The following is a 22162-nucleotide window of genomic DNA, read 5'->3' on the forward strand; positions in this document are numbered from 1 at the left end:
TTGATTTTCAAACCCCGGTCTTTTTTGCCGGTTGTTTTCGCAAAAGCCCACTAGCATCGGCGCGCATGTTGTTGTATACTCAGGGCGTGATTATTACGACGCCAAAGGAGATAAAACATGGCGCTTTTCAATCCCGCAGATATACAGCCTTCCCCCGCGCCCCGGCGGCTGGCCGTCGCCGCGGCGGAGGACGAAACCGTCCTGAGCGCCGCCGCGCAGGCTTACGCGCACGGGCTGGCGGTCCCCATCCTGTGCGGCAGCCGGGAAAAAATCAGGGCGATAGCGGAGACCTTTAATATTGATATCGCCCCCTTCGAGCTCGTCGACTGCCCGTCGCCCCGGGCCGCCGTCGCGGCCGCCGTGTCGCTCGTCCGGGAAAATCGGGCCGACGTTTTGATGAAGGGGCTCGTGCAGACGGCCGACCTGCTCCGGGCCGTCCTCGACAGGGACAGCGGGCTCCGGGGCGAAGGCGTCCTGTCCCACGTCAGCGTCCTCGACTCCCCCATCCTGAAGCGGCGCTTTTTGCTGACCGACGCGGCGATGGTGACGTATCCCGACCTCAAAACCAAGGCGGCGCTCATTAAAAATGCCGTGCGCGCGGCGCAGGGCCTCGGCATCCAAAACCCGAAGGTCGCCGTTATCGCCCCCGTGGAGGTCGTCAATCCCGACATGCCCGCCACGCTGGACGCCGCGGCGCTCACCGCCATGAACCGCCGCGGCCAGATCACCGGCTGCGTCGTCGACGGCCCGCTGGCCATGGACCTGGCCCTCTCGGAGGAGGCCGCCCGGCATAAAGGCGTCGCGTCCGACGTGGCCGGCCGGGCCGATATCCTGCTGGTGCACAATATCGACGCCGGCAACGCCACGCTGAAGGCTTTCACCCACGGCGGCGGCTGCCTGTTCGGCGGGCTCGTGATGGGCGCCAAGGCCCCCATCGTACTGAATTCCCGCTCGGATACGGACGCCAGCAAGCTCTTTTCCATTTCATGCGCCGAGGCCGTCAGCCGCCTCGGCCAGGCCTGACGACAATTATCGAGGTGACCTATGAACACAATACTCCGCCTGGGCGTCTATGACAGCCCCGGCGTTTTGGACCGGATCGCCGGCCTCATCCGGCGCAACGGCTTTAACATCACCAGCATCAACGCCGGCAGGTCCAAGGGCGGCGTCTCCCAGATCAGCATCGTCCTGGACGACGAGCGCATCGACGTGGGCAAGCTGGGCCAGCAGCTTGTCGATATCAACTTCATCTCCGAGTACAGGGTGCTCGGCGACGACAACGCCTGCATCCGCGAGCTGGCGCTCCTCCGGATGAGGGCCGCCGATTTTGACGCCGCGTATTTCAGGGACGCCAAAATTCTCGAGCGGGACGCGCGTGAAATCAGCTTTGAGCTCACCGGAGCCCCCCGCGACATCGACGCGCTCCTCCTGCCCGTGCAGGACCGTCTCCTCGACGTCGTGCGCTCGGGCGCCCTCGCCATATCCGGGAAAGGAACCGATGCCAATGAATCCGTCTAAGACCTTCCGCATCCTTGTCATCAACCCCGGCTCAACGTCCACCAAAATCGCCGTTTATGAGAACGACGACCCGGTGGTGGAGCAGTCCGTCCAGCACCGCCCGGAGGAATTCAAGGGCTGCGCCAGCACGCTGGAGCAGCGGGACATCCGCTACGGCCACGTCATGCGGATGCTGGAGGCGCACGGCATCCCGCCCGAGAGCCTCGACGCCGTCGTGGGCCGGGGCGGCATCATCCGCCCCATCGAATCGGGGACGTACCACATCAACGAAAAAATGAAGCAGGACCTGATCGACAACTCGGCCACCGTCCACGCCTCGGCCCTGGGCGGGCTGCTGGCCGCCGACCTGGGCGAGCGCTACGGCATCCCGTCCTATGTGGTCGACCCCGTGGTCGTGGACGAAATGGAGCAGTTGGCAAAGCTCAGCGGCGTCCCGGGCATCGAGCGGCGCAGCATTTTCCACGCCCTCAACGCCAAGTCCGTCGTCCGCAAGGTCGCCCGGGAGCTGGGTGTTAAATATGAGGACGGGCGCTTTGTGGTGGCGCACATGGGCGGCGGCATCACCGTCGGCGCCCACCGCTACGGCCGGGTGATCGACGTCAACGACGGCATCTCCGGCGAGGGCCCCTTCTCCCCCGAGCGCTGCGGCACCGTGCCCCTCGGCCCCGTTATCGACATGTGCTATTCCGGCAAGTTCACCAGGGAGGAAATGACGGCCTTCCTCAGCAAAAGCGGCGGCATGCTGGCGTACCTGGGCACCAACGACATGCGCCTTGCGGAAAAATACATCCGCAACGGCGACGATTACGCCGCCCTCGTCATGGACTCCATGGCCTACCAGGTCTCCAAGGAGATCGGGGCGATGGTCGCCGTGCTGGAGGGCCGCCTGAATGCCATCATCCTGACCGGGGGCCTGGCCTACTCCCACCGTTTCACGGCGTCCATCAAGCAGCGCGTGGACCAGATCGCCCCCGTCATCACCTACCCCGGCGAAAACGAGCTGGCCGCCCTGGCCGAAGGCGCCCTGCGCGTCCTCCGGGGCGAGGAGAACGTCAAGGAATACGCGTAACTCAAAAATCTCAGGAAGCGCGGGAAAAAATACGGATAAATTATTATTTGGGATATCGGGGCTGCCCATATGGAGCGGCGCGAAGAAAATAAACTATGCCGCCGCCATCGGCTATCTCAAAGCCATCGGGCTCGACGCCATGGAGCTTCTGTTCGTGCGGGCCGTCAATGTGACCGATAAAAATAAGCACGCCATATTGGAGGCCAGGCTGGACAATGATTTTTATCTTTCCGCCCACGGCTCGCACTATATCAATCTCAACGCCGACGACCCCGAAAAACAGGCACAGTCCGCGGAGAGAATCATAAAGGCGGCGGAGGCCCTGACAAAGGTCCGGGGCAGGACCCTGGTGTTTCATCCGGGGTTCTATCTGAAGGATACGCGGGCGGAGGCGTACGGCGCCATAAAAGAAAACCTGTTGAAGCTCCCGGCCATGGGCGTGGACTACAGGCTCGAGACCACCGGGAAAGGGACGCAGTTCGGGACGCTGGAAGAGCTCGTCTCCCTCTGCCGGGAGGTCGGCTCCTGCCGGCTGTGCATTGACTTTGCCCATATACACGCCAGGCGGAACGGCGGCCTCAAAAGCTATGACGACTTTGCCCAAATCCTGCGGTACGTGCTGGCCGAGCTGGGCCGGCCCGCCCTGGACGATATGCACATCCACATGGGCGGGATCGCCTATAATGAAAAAGGCGAAAAACGGCATCTGCCGTTACAGGAAAGCGATTTTAATTACACCGCGTGCCTAAAAGCCCTCAAGGACTTTGCCGTCAAGGGCTGCGTCATCGCGGAAGGCCCCCTTGTGGAGAAAGACGCTTTGTTACTGAAAAGCACCTTTGAGAAGCTGTAAACGCAGCGTGAGAGTTTTTATGAGAACAGGCCGAAGCAGCTAAGCCAAACACATCAAAAACAGGAGCCGGACGATGGGTAACGCACTGGACATTTTTGATCCGGTCACCGCGCGATGGTTTGCGCGGGAGGTCGGGACGCCGACGGCGGTACAGGAAGCCGCGTGGCCGGCAATCGCGGCGGGAGAAAACACGCTGGTGTCCGCGCCGACAGGCACGGGCAAAACGCTGGCGTCCTTTCTCGTCTTTATCGACCGGCTCATGGCCGAGGCGCGCCGCGGCACGCTCAGGCAGGAGCTGCGGCTGATCTACGTCTCGCCGCTCAAATCCCTGGCCGGAGACATCCGGGAAAACCTCCGCCGCCCCCTCGACGGCATCCTGGCGGAAGGACAGGGCGAGGACAAGCCGGCGGGGCTGACGGTGGCCGTCCGGACGGGCGACACGCCCCAGAGCGCGCGGCGCCGGATGCTCAAAACGCCGCCCCATATCCTGATCACGACGCCGGAGTCTCTGTACCTGATGCTGACCGGCAAGTCCGGCCAAAGCCTCCTGCGCACGGCCGGCTGGCTCATCCTGGACGAGCTGCACGCCCTTATCGACACAAAGCGCGGGGCGCACCTGATGCTCTCCGCGGCGCGGCTGGACAGGCTCTGCCCCGCCCCGCTCCAGCGCATCGGCCTGTCCGCCACCATCGAGCCGCTGGAGACGGCCGCCGAATATCTCTCGCCGGAGCCCGTGACCATCGCGGCGCCAGAGATGCGCAAGGACATCCGGCTGGAGGTGACAAGCCCCCTGTCCGGCAAGCGGACCGCCCAAAAGGACGCCGTCTGGCAGGAGCTGGCCGAGGCCGTCTACAACCGCTGCAAAAACGCGCGCACCGTCGTCGCGTTTGTGGAGGGCCGGGCCTACGCCGAGAAGCTGGCCTATTACGTCAACCAATTGGGCGGCGAGGGCTTTGCCCGCACGCACCACGGCAGCCTGTCCAGGGAACAGCGCCTGGAGGCGGAGGAAGCGCTCCGCGCCGGGACGCTCCGGCTTTTATGCGCCACGTCGTCCATGGAGCTCGGCATCGACGTGGGCGAGATCGACGAGGTCTTTCAGATCGGTTGCCCGCGCTCCATTTCCAGCACGATGCAGCGGCTGGGCCGCGCCGGCCACAACCCGAACAGGGTCAGCGCCATGACGATCTTCCCCCGCGCCGCCGCGGAGGGGCTTTACAGCGGGCTGGCCGCGGAGGTCGTGCGCCGGGGCGGCATCGAGCACTCCCGGCCGCCCCGGCTTTGCCTGGACGTTCTGGCGCAGCACCTGGTGTCCATGGCCGCCGGCGACGGGTATACCGTTGACGACGCGCTGGCGCTTTTAAAGCGCGCCTATCCCTTCCGGGACGTGACGCGGGAGGATATCCGGGACGTGCTGGCCATGCTGGCCGGCGATTATGAGCACAAGCGGGAGATTCCCGTCCGCCCCAGGGTGCTGTACGACCGCATCCACGACAGGGTCGACGGCGACCCGTACAGCCGCATGCTGGCCGTGTCCGCCGGAGGCACGATCCCCGACAGGGGCCTTTTCGCCGTCAAGACGGAAAGCGGCGTAAAGCTGGGCGAGCTGGACGAGGAGTTCGTCTTCGAGGCGCGCATCGGCGACAAGTTCCTGCTGGGCACCTTTGCCTGGCAGATCAAGGAGATCAGAAAGGACATGGTCGTCGTCGGGCAGTCGTCTCCCGGCGGCGCGCGGCCGCCCTTCTGGAAGGGCGAAATGAAAGGCCGCCGGCTGCAGACGGGGCTGAGCTACGGCGAGCTTTTACGCAGCCTCGCCGAAGCCCACGGCGGCGGGACGCTCCTTGAAGCGCTGCGCGCGCTGGGCTTGGACGGCAGGTCGGCGGAGCTGGCGGGCGACCTTTTGCAGCGGCAGCTTGCCGCCACAGGCGCCCTGCCGGACGACAGGACGCTGCTGGTCGAGCACTTTTATGACGGAACGGGGACGCGCCAGATGATGGTGCATTCCGTCTTCGGCCGGCCGGTAAACGAGCCGCTGGCCATCCTTTTATCGGCGGAGGCCCGGCGCCGCCTCAATACAAACGTCAGCTTTGTGGCCGACGACGACGGCTTTCTGCTCTTCCCCTATGAGGACCGGGAGCTCCCCCGGGGGCTGCTTTACGACGTCCCGCCGGCTTCGGCGGCGTCCGTCCTCTCGGCGGTTCTGCCGGCGACGCCGCTTTATAACATGGCGTTCCGCTACAACGCCGCCCGGGCGCTGATGATGGGCGTGCGGAAGGCCGGGCGCCAGCCGCTCTGGGTCCAGCGCATGCGCGGCGCCGAAATGCTGGACGCGCTCGTCCGGCAGGAGCGCCACCCACTCATCCGGGAGACAAAGCGCGAATGCCTGGAGGATTACTGGGACCTGCCGGGCGTTATGTACGTCCTGAGCGGCGTCAGGGCCGGGACGCTCCGGGTGCGCGAGGTGTACACGGAGACGCCCTCGCCCCTGTCGATGCCCCTCCGGCACCAGACGGAAGCGGCGATGATGTACGATTACGCGCCGACGACCGCCGGCATCCAACTGGCCTCCCGGGAATCGCTGGATCAGCTGCAGGCGATCCCGCCGGGCTCTGAGCAGCTGGCGCAGGCCGCCGGAAGGCCCCGCCTCCCGGAAGACGAAAACCAGCTGCACACGCTATTAATGATCGAGGGCGATCTTATCGCCGGGGAGCTCGACGTGCCGGTGGACTGGCTGGAAACGCTGGAGCGCCGCGAGCGGGCCGTCTATATCGAGCCGGGCCTGTGGATCGCCGCCGAGCAGGCGCAGGAATATAGCGCCGCGCTGGGCTCAAAGGACGCGGCGGCCCGCGCGGACATCGTGCGGCGGCTGCTGCGGTACCGGGGCGCCCAGTCGGCCGGGCAGCTGGCCGAGCGCTATTTCTGGACGGCGCGGGAGGCGCTGGACGTTTTGGCGGCTTTGTGCCGGGACGGCGCCGCCGTTTTACACGATGGGCTTTATTACCACGCCGCGCTGTTCGACCGCGCCCAGCGGGAGACGATCAAGGCCCGGCGCCGCCAGATCAAAACGCAGCCGCCCGAGCGCTACGCCGCCGTCCTGGCGGAGAGCGTCCGCACAACGGCCGCGCCGCCGGAAAAGCTGGCGGCGGCGCTGACAGCGCTCTCCGGTCTTTCCTTCCCGCCCGGCGTCTGGGAGAGCGTGCTCCTGCCCGCACGGGTGGACGATTACCGCCCTGAGCTGCTGGATGCGCTGCTGGGCCAAGGCAGGTTTTTCTGGCGCATGGCCCCGGGGGCCGGCCTCAGCTTCCACCCATACGACGATATCGACTGGGACGCCGACTTGAACGAGCCCGAGGACGGGCTGGACGAAAACGAGGCGCGCGTTTACGGCGTCCTTTTAAGAACGGGCGCCAGCTTCGCCCAGCGGCTGAACGACCTGACGGACGGGGCGTCGCCCTACGGCGCGCTTTTGAGCATGGCCGAAAAGGGGCTGGCGTCCGCCGACAGCTTTATGCCGGTGCGCCAGCTGCTGAGCCGAGACAAATATGAAAACGCGCCGGTCAAGCGGCAAATGAGGGCGCGGGTCATGACTGTGGCGTCCGGCCGGTGGGAGCTGACACGCCCGCTGAAGGCGCTTTCCACAGAGCGGCAGCTGGAGCGGCTCTTTGACCGGTCTGTCGTCGTCTGCCGGGAAACGGCCCAGGGCGTTTTGGACTGGACAGCCGCGCTCGGCGTGCTGCGCGTGTGGGAATTTACGGGCCGCGTCCGGCGGGGGTACTTTATCGAGGGGCTTTCCGGCATGCAGTACCTCCGGGACAGCGCTTTTGCCGGAATCACGGCCGCCCTGGAGCACCCGGACGACCGGACGCTCTGGCTGCCCGCCGCGGACCCCATGCAGCCGTGGGGCAAGAGCCTCAGGCACATGGAGGGCCGGTCGTTTATGAATGTCCCCGGCACCGCCGCGGCCCTGCGCGCCGGCATCCCCGTGGCCGTTTTCGAGCGTCAGGGCAAGACGCTGCGCGTTTTTGACCGGGACGCCCTGCCGGAGGCGCTTAAGGCCTTTGCGCGCGATTACGCCCGCCGCCGCCTCTTCCCCCAGGCCGCCCGCCTGACGGTGCGGGAATATCCCGCCGAGGCCGCCGAGGCCCTGGCGCGCGCCGGCTTCGTCCGTGAAATGCAGGACTTTGTACTGTACCGGGACTAGTATACCGGAAACAGACCGAAGCCCAGTTCGCCCCTGCATTGCATTTCCCAGCCCCCCCGTCATTCCTCCCAGTACCACTGTTATTCCTCCCAGCCCCATTGTCATTCGCCCAGCCCCATTGTCATTCCCGCGAAGGCGGGAATCCACGTTCCCCCTGCAGAGTCTATCAAGCCCCGCCTTCCCGGTATAGAAACGGATGCCCCCCATGGGCTAGGACATAACAATGACGGTCAACAGGAAAGCTCTTCACCGCTGCGTTAAACTCTGGTATACTGTGCACATTAATAAGTGATCTGAAATTAAAGGAAGCCCCGGATGCGAAACGACAGTAAATTTTACATGCCCGCCGAGTGGGCGCGGCACGAGCGGACCTTGATGGAGTGGCCGGTGAAATCGTCCCTTATCTGGCCGGACAATTACGGCGAGGTCTGCCGCGGCTACGCCGAGACGGCGCGGGCCATTTCGGCGTTTGAAAAAGTGACGATGCTCGTGAATGAGGACACCGCCGCCGAGGCGGAAGCGCTCTGCGGGCGGGACGTGGATTACCTCGCCATACCCCATAACGACGCCTGGTGCCGGGACAACGGCCCGACCTTTCTTTTGAGCCGGGAGGGCGGGCGCGCCGCCGTCAGCTGGCAGTTCAACGCCTGGGGCGAAAAATACGCGCACTACGACCTGGACAATCAGGTGGCGTCCAGGTCGGCGTCGCACTACGGCGTGCCGGTTTACGAATCCCCCATCGTCCTGGAGGGCGGCTCCATCCACACGGACGGCGCGGGCACGCTCTTAACGACAAGGGAGTGCCTGCTCAACAAAAACAGGAACCCCCGCCTGACCCAGGCGGAAATCGAGGCGGAAATCAAAAGCGTCCTCGGCGTCTCCCGGATCATCTGGCTGAACCGTGGGCTTTACGGCGACGAGACGGACGGCCATGTGGACAACGTCGCCTGCTTTGCGGCGCCCGGCGTCATCCTGATACAGGCGTGCCGGGACCGGGACGACCCGAACTATGAAATCACCGGAGAAAATCTGGAGCTTCTGCGCAGCGCGAGGGACGCGGCCGGCAGAACGCCGGAAATCGTCGAAATTCCCCAGCCCCCGGCGCGGTTTTACCGGGATGCGCGCCTGACGCTCAGCTATTTGAATTTCTATATCGTCAACGGCGGCGTCGTCCTCCCCGTTTTCGGCGGGGACGCGGCGGATACGGACGACGAGGCCCGGGGGATACTGCAAAGGGCGTTTCCGGGCCGCGGCATCGCCGCGGTGGACGGCATGGCCCTCATCAGGGAGGGCGGCAACGTGCACTGCATCACCCAGCAGATGCCGGCTGCCTGTTCTTCTGAGGAGCGAAGCGGCGAAAAAGCTTAACACCGAACGGAGAAGGCTTCTTCGCTGCGGGCGGAATGACAAATTTCAGCGTGTTGGGAGGTAACAGCATGAGACTCGTCAAAGTGGCGGCCACGCAGATGCGCTGCACCGATTCGATCGAGGAGAATATCAAAAACGCCGAGGGGCTTGTCCGGCAGGCCGCCGCCCGGGGGGCGCAGATCGTCCTGCTGCAGGAGCTTTTCGAGACGCTTTATTTCTGCCAGAAGGAAAAGCCGGAATTTTACGACTACGCCGCCGAGACGGCGATGAACAGGGCCGTGACGCATTTCAAGGCCGTGGCGGAGGAGCTGGCCGTGGTGCTGCCCATCAGCTTTTACGAAAAGCGCAACAACGCCCGGTACAACGCCCTGGCCGTCATCGACGCCGACGGCGAAACGCTGGGCGTCTACCGCAAGAGCCACATTCCGGACGGGCCGGGCTATGAGGAGAAGTATTACTTCAACCCCGGCGACACCGGCTTCAAGGTCTGGAATACGAAATACGGCAGGCTCGGCGCGGGCATCTGCTGGGACCAGTGGTTCCCGGAGGCGGCGCGCTGCATGGCCCTCATGGGCGCCGAGCTTTTGTTTTACCCCACGGCCATCGGCTCCGAGCCGGAGAGCCCGGAGGTGGACTCCAGGGATCACTGGCAGCGCTGCATGATCGGCCACGCGGCCTGCAACCTCGTCCCCGTCGTCGTCTCCAACAGGATCGGGACGGAGCGGATCGACGATTCCGCCGTCACCTTTTACGGCTCGTCGTTCATCGCCGGCCCCACCGGGGAAAAGCTGGCCGAGGCCGGCAGGACGGAGGAGGTTGTGCTGACGGCCGAGTTCGATTTGGACAAGCTCGCCCGCCAGCGCGCTGAATGGGGAATTTTCCGCGACCGGCGGCCCGACCTGTACGGCGCGCTGCTGACGTATGACGGCGTTGTGAAATAACGCGGCGTTTCCTTTCCGGCCCGGCACGTAAAGCCCGGAGGCTTTTTGCCGATAAAAGACTATAAAGATCACCGGCGGCCTGTCAATAATCACGGTTTCTCCGGCAAGTAAGGGTGTGGGACATGTATGGCGATACTCGAGGACTACTACAGAATACTCCAGGTGCATTATCTGGCCGAGCCTGAGGTCATCGAGAGCGCCTACAAACGTCTGGCGAAGAAATACCACCCCGACGTCAGCAAAACCCTCGGCGCCGAGTTCCGGATGAAGAAGCTCAACGAGGCGTACGCCACGCTCAGCGACAGCGAGAAAAGAAAAGCCTACGACGCGCAGCGGCGCCTGAGGCCGGAGCCGCCGCCCCGCCCCGCGGCATACGCCCGGCCCGCGCCCGAAGGGGCGGCCTCATACGAAACGCCCGAACCGCCGCCGGACCCGGACACGCTCTGTCCCGCCCAGGCCAAAGACGCGCTGGCGCGGTACTTCAGCTGCCTCAAGGAGCGCGACTATCCGGGCGCCTACGGCCTGATCACCGCCACGGACAAGAAAAACATCACGCCGGAAGACTTCGCCAAATGGCAAAGCGGCGTGTCGCGCATATACGTCCTGCAGGAATACGCCTTCAAGGCCGACAGCATCTCCGCCGATCAAACGCTGAGCGGGCAGACGTACCCGCAGGTCATTGACTTCTCCGTCAATACCGTCGAGCAGAACGCCGTTATGGACCGGCTCGAAAAGGACACCGTCAGCAAAAAGGCCGTCCTGGAGGACAGCATCTGGCGGATTTATATCGGCTACGACGATATCCGGCCGCACATCGCCCGGTTCGAGGAGCTGAGCGGCCTTCTGGCGGCGAAGTCCGCCATCAACGACCTTGTGGATTTCTACAGCTTCAAGGACAGCGGGACAGGCCTTTACAACAAAAAGGGCTTTGCCGAGGCAGCGCAGCGGGAGATCATACGGTATAACCGCTACGGGAATATTTTTTCCGTCATCCTGCTGGAGGTCAGCCTGGATCGGGAGTTCCGCCGCGCCGGCAGTCAGGAGCTGCTGCGCCATATCGCCGACTGGGCCGGCCGGCTTTTGGGCGATAGCTTCAAGGAACTCGATCTTCTCGGCCGCTGGGGCGAAACGGGCTTTATCGTCCTTTTGCCGGAGACAAACCTGAGCGGCTGCCTCAACGCCGCGCAGAGTATTACCGAGATTTTTTCCAAGGAAGCTTTCGTACATAATAAAAAGACGTATACGGCCAAGCTCAATATCGGCGTCGAGGAATTCCGCGGCTCCATGGAGGAAACGCTCCGCAAGCTGGGCGACTACATCCGCAGAGCCGCCAAATTCAAGGGTAACACCGTCGTCTATAAAAACGGCCTGATACACTGAGGCCCCATCTGAATATCCGACCCGGCCGGGCTTCCCGGCGAAGCGCCCGCATATTTGTGAAATTGCGGCATATTCGCCGGGAAGCCTTTCTCATGAATACGGATTTATGTAGACATTTATTGTCGCTTCGGCTTTTAAAACGCGTGATCGTGACGTATAATGATTTCAAATTTCCCCACCCGCCCGCCCTATAGTGGTATAGGGGGCTGCCGCCCCCTATGACCCCTTTGATGGGGCTCCGCCCCATACCCCGTTCGGGGCTCCGCCCCGGACCCCGTTGGGCTCCGCTTCATCCCCGTTTGGGGCTCCTCCTTGGACCCTGCTGGGTTTGCTCATTTCCTTGCCGCGTCGCCGCTCCATACCCTTCTTCGGGGGCTCCGCCCCCGGCCCCGTGACCACCGGCCTCCCCTGTTCAACGGCCGTACCATGTAGGGCGATTTGCGAATCGCCCGCCGTTCCCCGTCCCCGTCCTTGTCGCCCCAAGGCTCCTTTTTGAAAGGAGCTGTCGGCGAAGCCGACTGAGGATTGCCTCCCGTGCCGCGCGGCACCGCAACTGTCCCGCCGCGTTTGTCATTCCCGCCTGCGCTGAAATGACACGGCAAAGGACAGAATGCCCGCGCGTTTTCCGTGCGACGCCGCCCCACGCCCCTCGTAGGGGCAGACCTTGTGTCTGCCCTCCCCGATGTGCAATGCAGCAATGTTATAGGGCTGAAGGGTACAGTATAATATATCTATAAGATATATATCTAATAGATATATTGCAACGCTGGACGGAAGGGCGATTGATAATCGCCCCTACAGGTTGTGTCCGCGTATATTGCGGGGGCCGGACAGCCTGCGGCCCCTGGCGCTTCGTTCGTTTCCGCCGTCGTGCTGCGGGAAACGGAATGGCATAGGAGGCATTCCCAAGGTGCAAAACCTTGCCGATGCCTGTAGGGAAGATTATCAATCGCCCGTCCCGCCCGGCGAAGGCACACCACGTAGGGGCCGCCGCCTCGGCAGCTGCGCCAACAAGTGACGCGCCCTACGGGGGGCGGGTGCGACCCCGGCGCTGCAGGGTGTTCACCCGGTCATCGTCTCACCCAAAATGAGGCCTACCCATGTTATAATGAATCCGAGAATCCCAAACGAAGAGACCGCAGCAGAAAAAAATATTTATAAATATAACACAAATTGAGATTTTCAAAATCCAATTATCCTGTAACCGCAACGCTTTGACCATCTTTACAAAACGAAACGTTTCATACCTTTGTAACATATCAAAGAAAATATCGCGTCAATCCAGCCCCTTTTCAAAGCTTTACAAGGCGTTTTTAATCAATATCAGCCCCAAACCATCCAACAGAAGCCCCTTTTCGTCCAATACAAGTCTGTTTTCCCGTCGAATCCCTCGTAGGGGGCGATGCTCACATCGCCCCGTCGGCCCTTCCCCACAGGCCACCCCCGCGCCAACAACCCCGGACGGCCAATGGCCGTCCCCACGGCATATCCTTATGGCTTTATGTAGGGGCGATTATCAATCGCCCGCCGTTCCCCTTTCCCCGGCTCCCTCAGACGAGGGAGCTGTCGCCCGCAGGCGACTGAAGGAGGGAACTCCTCCCGGCGCCCCGCCGCACAAGAACGGCGGGAGCAAGCCCCCGCCCTACACCGCCGTAATTCAATGCGCCATCGTAGCCGGGACCACCGGCCCGTCGTCGGTCCTTGCCCCGCCCAATGATTAAGCCGCGCTGTTTTGACCGATGATAATAGCAATTCCAGCATTACAATATCGTACTACTTAACTTTCACTGGAGGACTGGTCATGGACAAAGTCAGAATAGAAAAAGCCGTCAGGGAGATACTCCTGGCCATCGGTGAGGATCCGGAGAGAGAGGGGCTTGTGGATACGCCCAGGCGGATTGCCAACATGTACGAGGAGATTTTTTCAGGGCTCGGCGAAGCGCCCGAAAAGCACCTGGAGATCTTTTTTCAGAAGGAACGGTACGAGGAGCTCGTGCTCGTCAAGGACATCCCCTTTTATTCCACCTGCGAGCACCATCTCGTCCCCTTCGTGGGCAAGGCGCACGTCGCGTATATCCCGAAAAACGGCAAGCTCACGGGCCTGTCAAAGCTGGCGCGCGTCGTGGAGACGGTTTCAAGGCGGCCGCAGCTGCAGGAACGGCTGACGGCCACGGTGGCGGACACCATCTTCAACGCGCTGGAGCCCTACGGCGTGATCGTGGTTGTCGAGGCCGAGCACATGTGCATGACCATGCGGGGCGTCAAGAAGCCCGGCGCGATGACGGTGACCTCGGCCATCCGGGGCATCTTCGCCACGGACCAGAAGGCCAGGGCCGAGGTCATGTCCATGATCAACAGCGGGAAATAGCGGCCATGACAAACACAGCCGATATCAGGACGATGCGCTTTCCCGGCGGTACGCTGGAATTCGGGAAGCGGACGCTTGTCATGGGGATTTTGAACCTGACGCCCGATTCCTTTTCCGACGGCGGCGACTACGTCACCGTCGGCAGCGCGCTGGCGCAGGCCAAAAAAATGCTCAGCGAGGGCGCCGACATCATCGATGTGGGCGGCGAGTCCTCCAGGCCCGGGCACACGCGCATCGGCGCCGGGGAGGAGCTCCGGCGCGTCATCCCGGTCATCCGCAGGCTGAGGGAAGAGACGAACGCCATACTCTCCCTCGACACCATCCGGCCTGAGGTCGCCGAGGAGGGCATCAAAAACGGTATTCACATCATCAACGACATCTGGGGCTTTCAGGAGGATCGGCGCCTGGCCGACGTCGCCGCGAAATACGAAACCCCCGTTGTTTTGATGCACAACCAGAACGGCACCGAGTATCAGGGCAAAATGTTAGAAAAAATAAAACTTTTTCTTCAAGAATCTGTTAGAATTGCACTTGAATCTGGGGTGCACAGTGATAAAATTATTTTAGACCCCGGAATCGGGTTCGGAAAAACCGCCGAGCAGAACATCGATCTTATGCGCCGCCTTGCCGAAATCAGGGCGCTGGGCTACCCTCTCCTGCTCGGCACCTCCAGAAAATCCATGATCGGCCATATCCTGGACCTGCCGCCGAAGGAGCGGGTCGAGGGTACGGTCGCCACGACCGTTTTGGGCATTTCGCAGGGCGTGGACATTGTCCGGGTGCACGACGTTCTGGCAAATGTCCGCGCCGCCAGAGTGACCGACGCGATCGTAAGGAGATGAATGCTTGGACAAAATTCTGATGGAAAACATGCGCTTTTACGGATACCACGGAGTGCTGGCCGAGGAAAAAGCGCTCGGCCAGAAATTCGTCGTTGACGCCGCTTTGTATCTGCCCCTTCAAAAGGCGGGCAGGTCGGACGACCTCAATGACACGGTAAATTACGGCGCCGTCTATGACCGCATCAAGAGCATCGTCATTCAGGAGCGGTTTAACCTGCTTGAAGCGCTGGCCGAGCGGATCTGCGGCGAGATTTTCGCCATGGCGCCGCCCGTCCAGAAAATCGTTTTGAGGATCAAAAAGCCCGAAGCCCCGATTGACGCTATCTTTGATCATGTCGGCGTTGAAATTGAAAGGGATAGGTCATGAACAGAGTTTTTTTCAGCCTTGGATCGAACCTGGGCGACACGGAAGCCAACATCAAGGAGGCCCTCCGCCTTTTGTCCGAAAAGGTCCGCGTCGTCAGAGTCTCCTCCTTCTACGAAACAGAGCCCGTGGGCTACAAGGACCAGCCCTGGTTCCTGAATATTGCGGCGGAGGGCGCCACCAGTCTCTCTCCCGAGGAGCTGCTGCAATTTACCCAGAGCATCGAGCGGCAGATGAAGCGGGTCAAAACCATCGTCAACGGGCCGAGGAGCATCGACGTGGATATCCTGCTGTTTAACGACGATATGATTAAGACAGAAACACTCACCATCCCGCACCCGAGAATGCTCGAGCGGGCTTTTGTTTTGGTGCCGCTTTATGAAATCGCGCCCGGACTGATCCTGGACGGCCGCTATATCAAGGACCATCTGGACGGCCTGAAGGGCGAAAAAATACGCAAGAGGCTCGGCCAATGCAGCGCGTAAACCGCCTGCTCCGCGACCCCGAATTTATTGGCTATATGCAAAAGAACAAAGACGCAGAAAAGGACCGGGTCTATTGCCGCCACGATTTGGCGCACGCCCTGGACGTGGCGCGGGTCGGCTGTATCCTCAAGCTCGAGGAAAAGCTGGAAATCGGCAAGGCGCTCATTTACGCCGCCGCCCTCCTGCACGACATCGGGCGCTGGGTACAGTACGAATCGGGCGTCGGCCACGACACGGCGGGCGCGGCGTTGGCGGAAGGCCTTCTCCAAAAGCACGGCTTCAGCGCCGATGAAACAAAAGATATTCTGGAGGCCATCGGCGGCCACCGGTCCGGCGGGGGCAATACGCCCCTGGGGCGCATCCTGTACCGGGCCGACAAGCTCTCCAGAAACTGCGTCGGCTGCGATGCGATCAAAACCTGCAAAAGGTTTTTAAACGGCGAGGAGCCCTTTCTTCAATACTGACGCGCCGACACAATTAATAAAAGAATTTGTCTTTTATTGCGCAAAGGCGGCCGGCCGCCCATGCTTTTTATGTTGCATATGATATATTGACAACATTTCTTCAACGTGTTAAACTGTCCCCAATCATCCTAAAGGTAAGGAGTCATAAGCGTGTTTGCTATTTTTAATACAGCTATCAACTTTATTATTAGCGTACTCGTACTCGGGCTTATTATTATTGTCCGGGCTATTTGTCATGTTAATAAAAAGAATTTCGCTGTAATAAAGGGCAGAACATAAGACTCCAAACAAAACGTCGTTACGGAGCCCTGCAGTGAAAACTGCAGGGCTCTTTCGTTTATATGTAACGATTTTAAGTACTATCACATCAAAGAAGTAAAGGAGGAGGCATCAATGCTGCTGACAGGCGCGCAGATCATCATCAAAGTACTCATCGAACAGGGTGTCGACACCGTATTCGGCTATCCCGGCGGCACGGTACTGAACATTTATGATGAGCTCTACAAGCACAGCGACAGGATAAAGCATTACACCACCTGCCACGAGCAGGGCGCGTCTCACGCCGCCGACGGCTACGCGCGTGTGACCGGCAAAACGGGCGTCGTCATCGCCACCTCGGGCCCCGGCGCTACAAATCTGGTGACCGGCATCGCCAACGCCTATCTGGACTCGACGCCGCTGGTGGCCATCACCGGCAACGTGGCGACGACAATGCTCGGGCGCGACAGCTTTCAGGAGGTCGACATCTCCGGCATCACCATGCCGATCACAAAGCACAACTATCTGGTAAAGGACATCGCGGGGCTTGCCGAAACGCTCCGCGAGGCGTTCGCCCTGGCAAGGTCCGGCCGCCCGGGTCCCGTCCTCATCGACGTGACGAAGGACGTCCAGACCGGCACGGCGGAGTTCAGCCCGGCATCGGCCCCGCCGCCGGAAAAGCCCGCCAGCTGCTTTGACCAGGCGCAGCTGGACGAGGCGGCGAAGCTGATACGGGAGGCCAAGCGCCCCTATATCTACTGCGGCGGCGGCGTGGTCCTCTCCGGCGCTTCGGCCGAGCTCATCGCCTTTGCCGACAGGATCGACGCGCCCATCGGCCTGTCCATCATGGGCCTGACCGCCGTCCCCTACGCGCATCCGCGCTTTCTCGGCATGGTGGGCATGCACGGGCGGTACGGCGCCACGAAGGCGCTGTACGAAAGCGACCTGCTGATCGCCGTCGGCACCCGCTTCTCCGACAGGGCTACCGGCAACAAGGCCGAGTTTATGGGCGACAGAAAGGTTTTGCAGATCGACATCGACCCCGCCGAGATCGGTAAGAACATCGGCGTGACGCAGAGCCTCGTCGGCGACGTGAAATGCGTCCTCGCGGCGCTTATGGACGCCGTCCCGGCGCTCGCCCATAAGGAGTGGAGCGACCGCGTCCGGTATATCAAGGAGCACCCCGACAACAACCTGGAGATGAATCCCAAGCGGCTGACGCCCCAGTCCGTCATCGAGGGCGCCTGCCGCCGGATGGGCGACGGCACCGTGGCCACCGACGTGGGCCAGCACCAGATGTGGACGACGCAGTACTACCAGTTTAAAAAGCCCCGCACCTTCGTCACCAGCGGCGGCCTGGGCGCCATGGGCTTCGGCCTGGGCGCCGCCATCGGCGCCTGCGTGGGCCGGAACTTCCAGCGGACGCTCCTCTTCACCAGCGACGGCAGCTTTCACATGAACCTGAGCGAGCTGGCCACCGCCGTCACCAACGCGCTCCCCCTCGTTATCGTTGTTTTGAACAATCAGGTGCTGGGCATGGTCCGCCAGTGGCAGACGCTCTTTTTCGACGGGCGGTACTCCAACACCTCTCTGGACCGGAAGACGGACTTCGTCAAGCTGGCGGAGGCGTTCGGCGCGGCGGGTTTCCGGGCCGGAACAATCGACGCGTACGAGAAATGCCTGGACGAGGCGTTTAAATACGACACCCCGGTGCTCATCGACTGCACCATCGACAGCGACGAACGCGTCCTGCCGATGATCCCGCCGGGCGGCAGCATCAACGATATTATCTTGAGATAAGGAGGTTAGGCCATGCAGAGCCATCAGTTCATCGTTTCACTGCTCGTTTTAAACCATTCCGGCGTCCTGACGCGCGTTTCCTCCCTCTTTTCCCGCCGGGCCTTCAATATCGACAGCCTCACCGTCGGCGAGACGGAGGACCCCACGCTCTCGCGCATGACGATCGTCTCCTGGGGCGACGACTACATGAAGGACCAGATCGTCAAGCAGCTCCAGAAGCTGCAGGACGTGAAAAAGGTCCAGCTGATGCAGTCGGACCAGATCGTCGTCCGGGAGCTCATGATCGTCAAGGTGCGGCTCGACAAGGGCCAGCTGCCCGAGCTCATGGAGGCCGTCCACGCCTACAGGGCAAACGTCGTGGACCTCTCCCCGAGCTCCATGGCCATCGAGATCACCGGCGAGACCGTCAAGCTCAACGCGTTTCTCGACTATATGCGCCAGTATACCATCATCGAAATGACCCGCACCGGCCCCACGGCCATCGGGCGGAGCACATATTGTTTAGAATGACCCACCTGTTTCCCCACGCGGCAGGCCGCGCGGGGGCCCCGATTGATTTAATCTGCCGGGCGGAAGTAAATTCCGCCTCGGCATAAATCTCGCTGGCGCTCGATTTTACGCGCCACTGCCGCGGCTCGCTCACGCTCGCGGGGCTGCGCCCTATGACCCCTTTGTTGGGGCTGCGCCCCAAACCCCGGCGGGGCTACGCCCCTGCCCCCGCCCGGGCGATTCAGGAATCGCCCGCCGCTCCCCCGTCCCCGTAGGGGCCGCCGCCCTCGGCGGTCCGCCGCTCCCTTCCCCGCTCCCCAGGCGCCCTTTTCAAGGGCGCTGCCGCCGCACAGCGGCTGAGGATTTCCCCTGTACCGCGCCGCGGCGTCCCATGCGCCGCCCCGCGTCAAATAAACCGGCCATACAGGCAGAAGCACAGACGAAATCACTAAATTTAGGAGGAAAATCAAATGGCAAACATGTACTACGAGAAAGACTGCGACTTCAGCGTTCTGAAGGGAAAGACCGTCACCATCATCGGCTACGGCAGCCAGGGCCACGCCCACGCCCTCAATCTGAAGGACAGCGGCGCCAACGTCATCGTCGGGCTCTATGAGGGCTCCAAATCCGCCGAGACGGCGAAGGCCGCGGGGCTCAAGGTCATGGTCACAGCCGACGCCGTCAAGGCCGCCGACGTCGTCATGATCCTCATCAACGACGAAAGGCAGGCCGCTATGTACAAAAAAGACGTGGCGCCCAACCTGAAAAGCGGCGCCGCACTGGCTTTTGCCCACGGCTTCAACGTCCACTACGGCCAGATCGTTCCTCCCGCCGACGCGGACGTCATCATGATCGCGCCGAAGGGCCCCGGCCACACGGTGCGCAGCCAGTACGAGGAGGGCAAGGGCGTGCCGTGCCTCATCGCCGTTGAGCAGAACGCCACCGGCAGGGCGCGGGACATCGCGCTGGCCTACGCTTACGGCATCGGCGGCGCCCGCGGCGGCATTTTGGAAACCACCTTCCGCGAGGAGACGGAAACCGACCTCTTCGGCGAGCAGGCCGTCCTCTGCGGCGGGGTCACGGAGCTCATGAAGGCCGGCTTCGACACGCTGGTCGAGGCGGGCTACAAGCCGGAAAACGCCTACTTTGAGTGTGTGCACGAGATGAAGCTTATCATCGACCTCGTCATCAAGGGCGGCCTGAACTTTATGCGCTATTCCATCAGCGACACGGCGGAATACGGCGACTACACCGTCGGCAAGCGCATCGTCACCGAGGAGACCCGCAAGGAGATGAAAAAGGTCCTCAGTGAAATTCAGGACGGCTCCTTTGCCCGCAACTGGATTTTGGAGAACCAGTCGGGCCGCGCGTTCTTCAATGCCCGCCGCCGCCAGGAGCAGAACCTGCTCGTCGAAAAAACAGGCGCCGAGCTGCGCGCCAAGATGAGCTGGCAGAAGGACGGCAAATAGGCACGAGCGTATTCAAGTTACAAGACCGCATCACTCGTAGGGGGCGATGCCCACATCGCCCCGTAGAAACAAAGCCACAATTTGTAACGTACCATGATCGACTAGCGAACAAAGCCAGATAACCCCCGACGGGCCGATGTAGGCATCGGCCCCTACGAGACAGAGCGATAGGCACCTGCCAAATCGACTCTATCGAAAGGATTACGATATGAACAGTGATCAGATCAAGGAGGGCGTCCAGCGGGCGTCCCACAGGGCGCTTTTAAAGGCGACCGGGCTCACGGCGGGCCAGATCAAAAAGCCCATCATCGGCATCGTCAATTCGTACAGCGAGATCATCCCCGGCCATGTCCATCTCCAGACCATTGCCCGCGCCGTCAAGGACGGGGTCCTCGCCGCGGGCGGGACGCCCGTGGAATTCAACACCATCGCCATCTGCGACGGCATCGCCATGAATCACGAGGGCATGAAATATTCCCTCGCCTCCCGCGAGCTCATCGCCGACACCGTCGAGTGCATGGTGCGCGCCCACTGCTTTGACGCGCTCGTCTTCATCCCCAACTGCGACAAGATCGTCCCCGGCATGCTGATGGCGGCGGCCCGGCTGAACCTGCCCTCCGTCTTCGTCTCCGGCGGGCCGATGCTCTCCGTTCCGGATACCAATGGGAAATATATGGACCTCAACACCGTTTTCGAGGCGGTGGGCAGCTATTCCGTGGGCAAGATCAGCGACGCGCAGCTGGAATATTACGAGGACAACGCCTGCCCCGGCTGCGGCTCCTGCGCCGGCATGTTCACGGCCAATTCCATGAACTGCCTGTGCGAGGCCGTCGGCATCGCGCTGCCGGGCAACGGCACCATCCCCGCCGTCTACGCCGCCCGCACAAGGCTTGCCAAGCGCACGGGCGAGACGATCATGGCGCTTTTGGAGAAGAATATCCGGGCGCTCGACATCCTCAACGAAAAGGCCTTTCAAAACGCGCTGACCGTCGACATGGCGCTGGGCTGCTCCACAAACACGGTGCTGCACCTGGCCGCCATCGCCAATGAGGCGGGTCTTAAATTCAGCCTCCCGATGATCAACGAGATCAGCCAGAAAACGCCCAACCTCTGCAAGCTCGCCCCGGCCGGGGCCCATCACCTGCAGGACCTCAACGCCGCGGGCGGCGTGCCGGCCGTCATGGCGGAGCTCACTAAAAAGGGCTATCTCGATACGTCCGTCCTCACCGCGACGGGCAAGACGCTGGAGGAAAACCTCCAGGGCGTCCAGAACCACGACAAGACGGTCATCCGCGATATTGACGCGCCCTACTCCGCCACAGGGGGACTCGCCATTCTCTACGGCTCGCTGGCCCCCAGCGGCGCCGTTGTCAAGCGGAGCGCCGTGGCGGAGGATATGCTCGTCCACAAAGGCCCCGCCCGGGTCTTCGACTCGGAGGACGAGGCGCAGGCGGCGATTCTCGGCGGGAAAATCGTGTCCGGCGACGTGGTCGTCATCCGGTACGAGGGCCCGGCCGGCGGGCCCGGCATGCGGGAGATGCTCTCCCCCACCTCGGCAATCGCCGGCATGGGCCTCGATAAGTCTGTGGCGCTCGTCACGGACGGCCGGTTCTCCGGCGCCACACGGGGCGCGGCCATCGGCCACATCTCGCCGGAGGCCGCCGGCGGCGGCAACATCGCCTACGTCAGGGAGGGCGACATCATCTCCATCAACATCCCGGAATACAGGCTGGACCTTTTGATTTCCGACGAGGAGCTGGAAAGCCGCAAAAAGACGACGAGCCTCAAGCCGAAAAAGGAACTCGGCGGCTACATCGGGCGCTACATGCGCTACGTCTCCTCGGCTGAAAAGGGCGCGATCGTCAAATAATCTTAAGCAAGATAGGCTGCGCACTCAGCCCTGGCTCCCTCAGACGGGGGAGCTGCCGCCCGCAGGCGGCTGAGGGAGGGATACCCTACTGCGCCGTACTGGCTCATGCGGACAAGTTAAACGGGTGATATCTTGAGATTTCGTAGAATAGCGGCGATTTGTAACCCAAAGCTGAATGAAGCCTTCGGCAATTGTAATAGACATCGATCCATTGCTTTAGACACCGTTCGGCCTGCTCGATCGTACTGAAGGCAATTTTGTAAAGGTATTCTGTCTTCAGTGTCTGAAAAAAGGATTCCATCGGAGCATTATCGTATGGATTGCCTTTGCGGCTCATGCTTCCTAAGATGCTATTGCTACTCAGCAGCCGTTTGTAATCCTTGCTCGTATACTGACAGCCACGGTCGGAATGATGTACCAGTCCAGCCG

18 protein-coding genes are annotated in these 22162 nt (G+C 61.9%); 17 read left to right on the plus strand and 1 reads right to left on the minus strand.

Going from position 1 to position 22162, the window contains the following annotated elements:
- Window positions 1–117: 117 nt before the first annotated feature.
- The 17 genes from BUB60_RS03420 (at window position 118) to ilvD (ending at window position 21733) form a co-directional block, all read left to right on the plus strand.
- Window positions 118–1023, plus strand: a complete 906-nt coding sequence (locus tag BUB60_RS03420; RefSeq protein ID WP_073076205.1) for a bifunctional enoyl-CoA hydratase/phosphate acetyltransferase — start codon at window positions 118–120, stop codon at window positions 1021–1023.
- 21 nt (window positions 1024–1044) lie between these two features.
- Window positions 1045–1518, plus strand: a complete 474-nt coding sequence (locus BUB60_RS03425; RefSeq protein ID WP_073076206.1) for an ACT domain-containing protein — start codon at window positions 1045–1047, stop codon at window positions 1516–1518.
- The gene (gene buk, locus BUB60_RS03430) at window positions 1505–2587 is read left to right on the plus strand and encodes a butyrate kinase (protein WP_143162247.1); all 1083 of its coding nucleotides are present in this window, start codon (window positions 1505–1507) and stop codon (window positions 2585–2587) included. The genes BUB60_RS03425 and buk overlap by 14 nt, the downstream gene beginning before the upstream one ends.
- 7 nt (window positions 2588–2594) lie before the next feature.
- A complete protein-coding gene (locus BUB60_RS03435; protein ID WP_073076208.1) occupies window positions 2595–3437 on the plus strand; it encodes a TIM barrel protein in 843 nt (280 codons plus the stop codon).
- Window positions 3438–3510: 73 nt separating this feature from the next.
- The gene (locus tag BUB60_RS03440; protein WP_073076209.1) at window positions 3511–7635 is read left to right on the plus strand and encodes a DEAD/DEAH box helicase; all 4125 of its coding nucleotides are present in this window, start codon (window positions 3511–3513) and stop codon (window positions 7633–7635) included.
- A gap of 315 nt (window positions 7636–7950) precedes the next feature.
- Complete coding sequence (locus BUB60_RS03445; protein ID WP_073076210.1) at window positions 7951–9003, plus strand: agmatine deiminase family protein; 1053 nt, start codon at window positions 7951–7953, stop codon at window positions 9001–9003.
- A 68-nt stretch (window positions 9004–9071) separates the two neighbouring features.
- On the plus strand, window positions 9072–9944 hold the full coding sequence (gene aguB / locus BUB60_RS03450; protein WP_073076211.1) for an N-carbamoylputrescine amidase: 873 nt from the start codon (window positions 9072–9074) through the stop codon (window positions 9942–9944).
- Window positions 9945–10070: 126 nt separating this feature from the next.
- Window positions 10071–11324 (plus strand): GGDEF domain-containing protein, encoded by a 1254-nt coding sequence (locus BUB60_RS20735; RefSeq protein ID WP_073076212.1) that lies wholly within the window; start codon window positions 10071–10073, stop codon window positions 11322–11324.
- 1801 nt (window positions 11325–13125) lie between these two features.
- Window positions 13126–13692 (plus strand): GTP cyclohydrolase I FolE, encoded by a 567-nt coding sequence (gene folE, locus BUB60_RS03460; protein ID WP_073076213.1) that lies wholly within the window; start codon window positions 13126–13128, stop codon window positions 13690–13692.
- Between the two features lie 5 nt (window positions 13693–13697).
- The gene (gene folP, locus BUB60_RS03465) at window positions 13698–14534 is read left to right on the plus strand and encodes a dihydropteroate synthase (RefSeq protein WP_242941136.1); all 837 of its coding nucleotides are present in this window, start codon (window positions 13698–13700) and stop codon (window positions 14532–14534) included.
- Between the two features lie 4 nt (window positions 14535–14538).
- Window positions 14539–14901 carry a dihydroneopterin aldolase gene (gene folB, locus BUB60_RS03470; RefSeq protein ID WP_073076214.1) on the plus strand — a complete coding sequence of 121 codons (363 nt, stop codon included), beginning with the start codon at window positions 14539–14541 and terminating at the stop codon, window positions 14899–14901.
- The gene (gene folK, locus BUB60_RS03475; RefSeq protein ID WP_073076215.1) at window positions 14898–15383 is read left to right on the plus strand and encodes a 2-amino-4-hydroxy-6-hydroxymethyldihydropteridine diphosphokinase; all 486 of its coding nucleotides are present in this window, start codon (window positions 14898–14900) and stop codon (window positions 15381–15383) included. The genes folB and folK overlap by 4 nt, the downstream gene beginning before the upstream one ends.
- Complete coding sequence (locus tag BUB60_RS03480; protein WP_073076216.1) at window positions 15371–15847, plus strand: HD domain-containing protein; 477 nt, start codon at window positions 15371–15373, stop codon at window positions 15845–15847. The genes folK and BUB60_RS03480 overlap by 13 nt, the downstream gene beginning before the upstream one ends.
- A 393-nt stretch (window positions 15848–16240) precedes the next feature.
- Entirely contained in the window at window positions 16241–17905 is a 1665-nt protein-coding gene (ilvB, locus tag BUB60_RS03485; RefSeq protein ID WP_073076217.1) for a biosynthetic-type acetolactate synthase large subunit, read from the plus strand.
- A 12-nt stretch (window positions 17906–17917) separates the two neighbouring features.
- Window positions 17918–18415: an acetolactate synthase small subunit gene (gene ilvN, locus BUB60_RS03490; protein ID WP_073076218.1), complete on the plus strand. Its 498-nt coding sequence runs from the start codon at window positions 17918–17920 to the stop codon at window positions 18413–18415.
- A gap of 449 nt (window positions 18416–18864) precedes the next feature.
- Window positions 18865–19863: a ketol-acid reductoisomerase gene (gene ilvC / locus BUB60_RS03495; protein WP_073076219.1), complete on the plus strand. Its 999-nt coding sequence runs from the start codon at window positions 18865–18867 to the stop codon at window positions 19861–19863.
- Between the two features lie 208 nt (window positions 19864–20071).
- A complete protein-coding gene (gene ilvD / locus BUB60_RS03500; RefSeq protein WP_073076220.1) occupies window positions 20072–21733 on the plus strand; it encodes a dihydroxy-acid dehydratase in 1662 nt (553 codons plus the stop codon).
- 103 nt (window positions 21734–21836) lie between these two features.
- Here the strand turns inward: ilvD and BUB60_RS03505 are convergent.
- A partial coding sequence (locus tag BUB60_RS03505) for an integrase core domain-containing protein (RefSeq protein WP_143162248.1) occupies window positions 21837–22162 on the minus strand: 326 nt, incomplete at its 5' end.

The sequence above is a fragment of the Sporobacter termitidis DSM 10068 genome (genome assembly GCF_900130065.1).
GTDB classification, from domain to species: domain Bacteria; phylum Bacillota; class Clostridia; order Oscillospirales; family Oscillospiraceae; genus Sporobacter; species Sporobacter termitidis.

Coding starts and splice junctions, on each gene's coding strand:
- buk (WP_143162247.1), top strand. CDS start 1,505: ATGAATCCGTCTAAGACCTTCCGCATCCTTGTCATCAACCCCGGCTCA.
- BUB60_RS20735 (WP_073076212.1), top strand. CDS start 10,071: ATGGCGATACTCGAGGACTACTACAGAATACTCCAGGTGCATTATCTG.
- folE (WP_073076213.1), top strand. CDS start 13,126: ATGGACAAAGTCAGAATAGAAAAAGCCGTCAGGGAGATACTCCTGGCC.
- folK (WP_073076215.1), top strand. CDS start 14,898: ATGAACAGAGTTTTTTTCAGCCTTGGATCGAACCTGGGCGACACGGAA.
- ilvC (WP_073076219.1), top strand. CDS start 18,865: ATGGCAAACATGTACTACGAGAAAGACTGCGACTTCAGCGTTCTGAAG.
- folP (WP_242941136.1), top strand. CDS start 13,698: ATGACAAACACAGCCGATATCAGGACGATGCGCTTTCCCGGCGGTACG.
- ilvN (WP_073076218.1), top strand. CDS start 17,918: ATGCAGAGCCATCAGTTCATCGTTTCACTGCTCGTTTTAAACCATTCC.
- aguB (WP_073076211.1), top strand. CDS start 9,072: ATGAGACTCGTCAAAGTGGCGGCCACGCAGATGCGCTGCACCGATTCG.
- ilvD (WP_073076220.1), top strand. CDS start 20,072: ATGAACAGTGATCAGATCAAGGAGGGCGTCCAGCGGGCGTCCCACAGG.
- BUB60_RS03440 (WP_073076209.1), top strand. CDS start 3,511: ATGGGTAACGCACTGGACATTTTTGATCCGGTCACCGCGCGATGGTTT.
- BUB60_RS03445 (WP_073076210.1), top strand. CDS start 7,951: ATGCGAAACGACAGTAAATTTTACATGCCCGCCGAGTGGGCGCGGCAC.
- BUB60_RS03480 (WP_073076216.1), top strand. CDS start 15,371: ATGCAGCGCGTAAACCGCCTGCTCCGCGACCCCGAATTTATTGGCTAT.
- BUB60_RS03420 (WP_073076205.1), top strand. CDS start 118: ATGGCGCTTTTCAATCCCGCAGATATACAGCCTTCCCCCGCGCCCCGG.
- ilvB (WP_073076217.1), top strand. CDS start 16,241: ATGCTGCTGACAGGCGCGCAGATCATCATCAAAGTACTCATCGAACAG.
- BUB60_RS03425 (WP_073076206.1), top strand. CDS start 1,045: ATGAACACAATACTCCGCCTGGGCGTCTATGACAGCCCCGGCGTTTTG.